Source organism: Lewinella sp. W8, from assembly GCF_004375085.3.
In the GTDB taxonomy this organism is placed as follows: Bacteria; Bacteroidota; Bacteroidia; order Chitinophagales; family Saprospiraceae; genus Neolewinella.
In genome coordinates this window covers 22,011-28,548 of sequence record NZ_SNAQ03000034.1, presented here as the reverse complement: position 1 = coordinate 28,548, position 6,538 = coordinate 22,011, and the positions used below count along the sequence as shown (strand labels likewise).

Genomic DNA, 6,538 nt, shown 5'->3' with positions numbered 1-6,538 from the left:
GCCGAAGCCATAAACAAGCAATCAATGCCGTACGTAACAAAATCATCAAAGTCCTTTATGCCTGCCTGGAAAAAGACACTATGTATTGCAAAAAGTATCATCAAAACTTGCAAGGACTATAGTAATCAGAGCAGCTCGTTACACTCGACAGCTCGGAGGAGCGCTCTAGGGAAGATAATGAAGCCGGTCCTCCGAGCTGTCTTCGCGGGGCCATCGGCCTAGTTGCTGCTCTGAGGTCTCGGTTCTTAGGAGCCTCTTAATTTTCACAAACTTAATTGCTTATGCCAGACGATTCAGGTCGCTGCGCGCCCGCCTCGGCCGACGACCGGGCATGCATTTACTGGGGCTACTTTTTCTTCGTCGGGATGAAGGTAAATTTATAGGCTAAGGACACGACCGGGGCGCCGAAAATGCTCAGGCGGTAGGCGGCAAAGGGACTGCCACTGAAGATACCCAGGGGAGGGGTTCCCGCATCGCGGGGCTGAAAGAAAATATTGTAGGCATTGTCTCGGCCATAAATATTGTAGACCGTGAAGACCCACTCTCCCGTCCAGTCTCGCTTCTGACGCTTGAGGTTATTGATCGTCCAGCTGAAGTCCAGGCGGTGGTACAGGGGAAGCCGGGCGTTGTTGCGTTCCAGGAAGAGGGGGATATCGGTACCATTAATGTCCACGAACCCATTAGGGACGGTATAGGGACGGTTGGACTGGATCACGAAGTTGAACCCCAGCTCATGGGTTTTCCCTTCGTCCAGAACCAGATTGGCCGAGAAGGTGTGTGGCTGATCGAAGTAACCGGGGAACCAGTCCCCTCGATTGATTCTGGTGCCAAAGTCCTGCCCCTCGACGCGGTTCTCTACCCGGGCGAAGGCGTAGTTAATTTCTCCGGTCAGACGTCCGGCCCGGCGGTTAGCCGTAAATTCCACGCCGTAGGCGCGGCCTTCCCCCCGCAGCAGGTCGGTTTCGACGGTGGGGTTGAGGAAGAAGTCGGCTCCCGGCTTGTAATCAAGCAGATCAATCAGCTGGCGGTAGTAACCCTCCAGCCGAAAGGCGTACTTGCCGTTGCCCGTCACGTGACTGATTCCGGCCGACACCAGGTTGGCCGTCTGGGGGCCAACGTTGGGGTCGGCAACCTTCCACCGGCTCGTGGGCAGTGGCGTTGTAGCGTTGAAGATATTCTGCAAATACTGTCGCGATCGGGCGTAGGAGGCCTTCAGACTGGTGTTCACCCCCACCTGATAGCTGATCCCCAGGCGAGGCTCCAGTCCACTGTAGCTGCTGATCGTCTCCCCGGAAGCAAAGGATTCGGTGCTTTCCAGATTGATCTGCGCGACTTCCGCGCCCGGGGTATAAATCCGGTTTTCTCCGGGGCCCAGCTGTCGGTAGTAGGTGAACCGCAATCCGGCGCCGATGGTGAGCCGGTCATTTACCGACCAGGTATCCTCCACGAAGGCGGTGAGTTCTTGTCCACGTTCATTTTCCAGATCAATGGCCCGGACGCTGGTGCTTCCTCCCGGATCCAGGCGGCCCGGATCCAGGGTATACTGGTCCGCCTGCAATCCGAAGCTCCAGGCGTGCTGGGCGTTTTCGTCACCAGACAGGGCCGTTCGGAGGGTAAGCTGATCGATGGTGGAGGCGAAGTTGATGATACTTTCTCCGTCAAGTTGGGGAAAGCGGAGTTCCGGAGCGTAGTGCGCGTTGGTCACCTGGGTGGACCAGGACAGCTTATCGCTCAGGAGCCGCACCCATTCCAGGCCGCCATTAAGGGTGAGGTAGGCGTACTGGTTAGAGGTGGCCGCAACGCCACCGAAGGTGGTCAGCAGGTCCACCTGGTAGAAATCCTGGCTGTAGAAGCCCGTCAGCGTAATGAGGTCTTGCTCGCTGGGACGATAGCGTAGCTTGAGGGTCGCGTCTCCGAAGCGGCTTCTGGTGTCCTGCAGCCGTTCCACTAGAGAGAAGGCGAAATCATTAAAGCCACCACGGGCCGCCAGAAGGACGTTCCACTTACCACTCTGTCCGAGGGGAGTCTCGACGCTCAGGTTACTGGACACCAGACCGATGCCGCCCTTCAGGATCAGACTCTCCGCATTGGGGGTACGGGAGCGGACATCGACGACCGAGGAGACGCGCCCGCCGTAGCGGGCGGGGATGTTGCCCCGGTAGAGGTCGATGCCCCCCACGGCATCGGGCGTAAATACGGTAAACAAGCCGAAGAGGTGGGTGGGGGTGAATACCGGAGCACCGTCCATCAGCAGCAGGTTTTGATCCAGCGTACCGCCCCGGACGGAAATACCGTTACTGGCTTCCCCGGCGGCACTGACGCCGGGCAGCAGCTGCAGGGATCGCAGCACGTCCCGTTCCCCCAGAACCGTAGGAATGGACTCCAGTTCCTGGGCACTGAGCCGCTCTACGCCCATCTGGGGTCGGGAGAGGTCAAGCCGGGCATTCTGGTCCGTCACCACGACCGTTTCCAGCAGCTCCGAGGTGGGTTCCATGCGGATCACGAAATTGCGATCCCTTTCGACCAACACCACGCCCTGGTAGTCGGCGTAGCCCGTAAAGGAGGCCCGGATGGTGTACTGTCCGCCCCGGAGGTTAAACTTGAGTTTTCCTTCCTCATCCATCGTTCCCGAAGCGCCGCCCGGATTGAGTTGCACACTCAGGAAGGGCAGCGCCTCTTCCGTTTCATCGTCAATTGCCCGCAAGCTGAGCGTAAAGTCCTGGGCGTAAACGCAGGTGCCGAGCAAAAGGGTAAGGAGCAAAGTAAAGCAACGCATGATGGGGTAATTCTTGGATCTAAGGTAGACGGTGGACGGGCCGGGGCATCAGGGCCACCCCGGCGGGGGTGTCGGACTGCGGTTGACGCCCGCGCAAGGCGCCCGGGGCGCAATCAGGGGGTCCTCCAGGCGGATGACGGGATCGAAAAACAGGGGGTTGCCCGTCTGTGGCCCCCGTTCCACCAGTTCGCTGATTCGGCTCACGGAAGCCGCCCCCAGGAAGCCCAGGGCTTCCCGGCCCTGGTTGTTGACGTTACGGAGGTTGCCGTTCAGGGGGGCGGGTATGGGGGCATTAAGGCCGTTATTGGCGTTGACCAGGTCTTCGATTACCTTACCGTAGGCCTCCGCTTCGCGGGTGATACTCAGCAGTTCACCAAAGACCATCATCAGGCCAAAACGATCAAATTCTATCGCTCCTACGGGTAGCCCCCGCACCTGCGCGCCGTCGGATAATTCATCGTCCCCAAACCGGATTTCCACACCCTGCGTCAGTTCGTAGCACAGCGGGGGGAAGCAGAGGTAGTCGTAGCGGAAGATGAAAAATTCCTGGGTGATGCATTCCCCGTTTCGCCAGATGGCGTTGTTGCAGGAAGCGCAAACGTCAATTTCCTCCCAGTGGTAATACCGCCACTGATAGTAGTTCTTTTCTCCCGCCGGGTCATCGTAGTCCAGGAAGATTTCAAAGCGGGGAATAAAGCGATTACGCGATTCGTCAAAAATGGAGTTCTGCACGAAGCGTACCTCCATTCCCGTCAGGGGCACCTGCGGCGGAATCGTCTCGGGGTCCGACACAATTTTCGTCCCGTCGGGGAAATCAATTTCGAAGTGCCAGGTCTCCCCCACTTCGGCCCGGAAGGCTTCTGGCGGCTGATAGTTTCCGATCAGGGAATCCGCCAGCGTCCAGCTCACCGTGCGGCCATCCTCGCGAATACTCACCACCCTGGCATCCAGTACGGGTTCCAGGCGAAGTTGTACGGAGCTGAAGGCGGAGCTTCGCACCCTGATCTCACTGGTTTCATCACCGGCAAAAATGGTCCCTTCGGCCAGGTAGAAGCCATCGTCAAGACGAAACTCCGGCTCGGTGGGGAGCAGACAGGAGATGGGCAAGAGGACCGCCACGGCTCCCAGTATCAGTAAGTATTTGAAGGATCGACCGAAGGTGGGCATTGTGAACTAGTTTGGCCAGCCCTCGGGCCGTTCGGAAGTTCTTACGCCGGGGATATTGCAGGGGGCCCGGGGCGGAACTCCGGGAGGGGGGACGGGTTCCAGGCGAATATTCGGGTCGAAAGGCAAGGGGGAACCGATTTCCAGCGTCTGCTCGATGTACTCGCGGATGCGGCCGGCCGAAACGGCACTCAAATAGCCCAGCACCAGTTCTCCGTCCGGATCTACGTTGCGGACGTTGCCGTTCAGGGCGGCGGGAATAGTGGGGTTCAGGCCACTGTTGCCGTTCACCAGATCGGAGATGACGCTGCCGTAGGCAAAGGCTTCGGCGGTCAGGCTGTACTGGATGGCTTCGATGAGTAGTCCGCCCGTTTCGTCGAAGTCTACCGCCCCGACCTGCAGTCCCCGAACCTGACTGCCGTCGCTCAACTCATCGGAGGTAAACTCCACCCGGGTGCCGGCATTGATCTCGTAACATTCCTGGGTGTCGCACTGATAGTCAAACCGCCGAATTGGCCGCTCGCTGGGGTCCTGGGGGACGCATTCTCCGTTGCGGTAGCGCCCCCGCATACAGGAAGCACAGATGGCCGTACTTTCCCAGAAGCGGTAGGTCCTTTCGTAATAATTTGCGGCTCCCGCCGGATCATCGTAGTCAATGAAAATCTGAAACTGGGGAATGAAGCGTCCGCGCCCTTCGTCGAAGGTACTATTTTGCTCGAAGACGATGTCCATGGCCGAAATGGGCACCATGGGCTGAATCGTTTCCGGATCGGAAATGATGGAGGTGCCGTCCGGCAGGGTGATGGCGAAGGTCCAGGTTTGCCCTACCCGGGCGTTCAGGTCCTGGCCGGGCCGGTAGACTCCCCGGTCCGCGTCAATAATTTGCCAGGAAACCGCTGCTCCCTCGTCGTTGCTGCTGATTACTTCTGCGCCCGCTACCCCCTCAAACTCCAGCGCTGCTTCCCGGAAATTGGACCGGCGAATGCGAATTTCGCTCGTAGCTTCGTCGGCAATGATTCTCCCCTCGACGAGATAGAAAGGGGTCTCCAGCTGAAATTCCGGACGAGTAGGTTCAATGCAGGCGGCCAGCGCTAAAGCCAAAAAAAGGGCGCTCATCGCCCGGATTACCGTACTCATCCTCAAGTTTTCATTTGGTGTCCACTAAATGTAACGGTCGTATCAGAACATTCGCGGCTTTTCCTCGACCGGTGGGCGACAATTTCGGGCTTTACCCCGATTTCCGTAGTCACGACTCCGTAGGGTTGCGCTTCGGTGGTGAGCTACCCTAGCCTGTTCCGCCATACCTTATATACGCTTCCGGGCCTCCGCCTCCCTCACCAAAACCGGCGGATTTACGGCTTAGGGCCATCCGGGGGGTGGCGTGGTGCTGCGGTTATTCCCCGCGCACGGAGCACGGGGTCCGAAGGGCGATTCCAGGCGGACGATGGGATCAAATGCCAGCGGGCGCCCCGTTTCCACGTTACGCTCCACCAACTGACTGGCCCGACTTACGGAAGCCACGCCCAGGTAGCCGAGTGCCTGGCGGCCCGCAACATTGGCGTTCCGGACGTTCCCGTTCAGCGGCGCCGGAATGGGAGCATTCAGCCCACTGTTGGCGTTAATCAGGTCTTCAATCACCTTACCGTAGGCCTGGGCTTCCCGGGTAATACTCAGCATTTCACCGTAGACCATCATCAACCCAAATTGATCGAATTCGATTCCTCCGATGGGCAGTCCCCGTACCTGAGCGCCGTCGGAGAGCTCATCGTTGCCGTAGCGTACCTCCAATCCGGGGTTAAGCTGAAAACACAGTGGAGGATCACAGAGATAGTCAAAGCGGAAGATGAAGCGGTCCTGCGGGATACACTCTCCTTCCCGCCAAACGGCGTTGTTGCAGGAGGCACAGACGTCAATTTCTTCCCAGTGGTAATAGCGCCACTGGTAGTAGTTCTCTACGCCGGCCGGATCGTCATAATCCAGGAAGATTTCGAAGCGGGGAATGAAACGGCCCCGTGACTCATCGAAGGTGGAATTTTGCGTGAAGCGGACGGTGATGCCCGTTAGGGGCACCACGGGCGGAATGGTTTCCGGGTCAGAGATGATGTTGGTGCCGTCGGGTAGATTGATCTCGAAGTGCCAGGTCTCGCCGGCTTCCGCACGGAAGTCTTCCGGCGGGCGGTAGTTCCCCAGGTCCTCGTCAGTGAGTCGCCAGGAAACGGTGCGGCCATCGTCGCGAACACTCACCACCGTGGCGTCCGCCACGGGCAACAAACGGAGTTGTATTTCCCGAAAATCCGACTCTCGGATGCGAATTTCACTCTGGGAATCCTCCCCGGCCATGATGGTCCCTTCGGCCAGGTAGAATCCTTCTTCCAGCCGGAATTCCGGCTCGGTGGGCGATAAACAGGCCAGGGGCCAGCACAGGATTCCTGCCAGAAAGATCAATAGTAGCCCCCGATAATTTCTGCCCGTGTTCATTTTGTCGGTTTATGCACTCCAGATACGCGAAACTCCTCCAAAACCGGGAAGCATGCTCCCGGAAGTGCTTCCTAAAGCTAACGGTAAGGAAAGAAAACCGGCGGAAAGAAAAGGAATCCT

Annotated in this window: 4 protein-coding genes; all 4 read right to left on the bottom strand. The window is 58.4% G+C overall.

Going from position 1 to position 6,538, the window contains the following annotated elements:
* Positions 1-346 precede the first annotated feature (346 nt).
* Entirely contained in the window at positions 347-2,776 is a 2,430-nt protein-coding gene (locus tag E1J53_RS23515) for a TonB-dependent receptor (protein WP_134270433.1), read from the bottom strand.
* Between the two features lie 48 nt (positions 2,777-2,824).
* Positions 2,825-3,943: a DUF4249 domain-containing protein gene (locus E1J53_RS23510; protein WP_134270432.1), complete on the bottom strand. Its 1,119-nt coding sequence runs from the start codon at positions 3,941-3,943 to the stop codon at positions 2,825-2,827.
* Between the two features lie 6 nt (positions 3,944-3,949).
* Positions 3,950-5,077, bottom strand: coding sequence for a DUF4249 family protein (locus E1J53_RS23505; protein ID WP_134270431.1), 1,128 nt, complete (start codon positions 5,075-5,077; stop codon positions 3,950-3,952).
* 222 nt (positions 5,078-5,299) lie between these two features.
* Positions 5,300-6,418 carry a DUF4249 domain-containing protein gene (locus tag E1J53_RS23500; RefSeq protein ID WP_134270430.1) on the bottom strand — a complete coding sequence of 373 codons (1,119 nt, stop codon included), beginning with the start codon at positions 6,416-6,418 and terminating at the stop codon, positions 5,300-5,302.
* Positions 6,419-6,538: the final 120 nt, after the last annotated feature.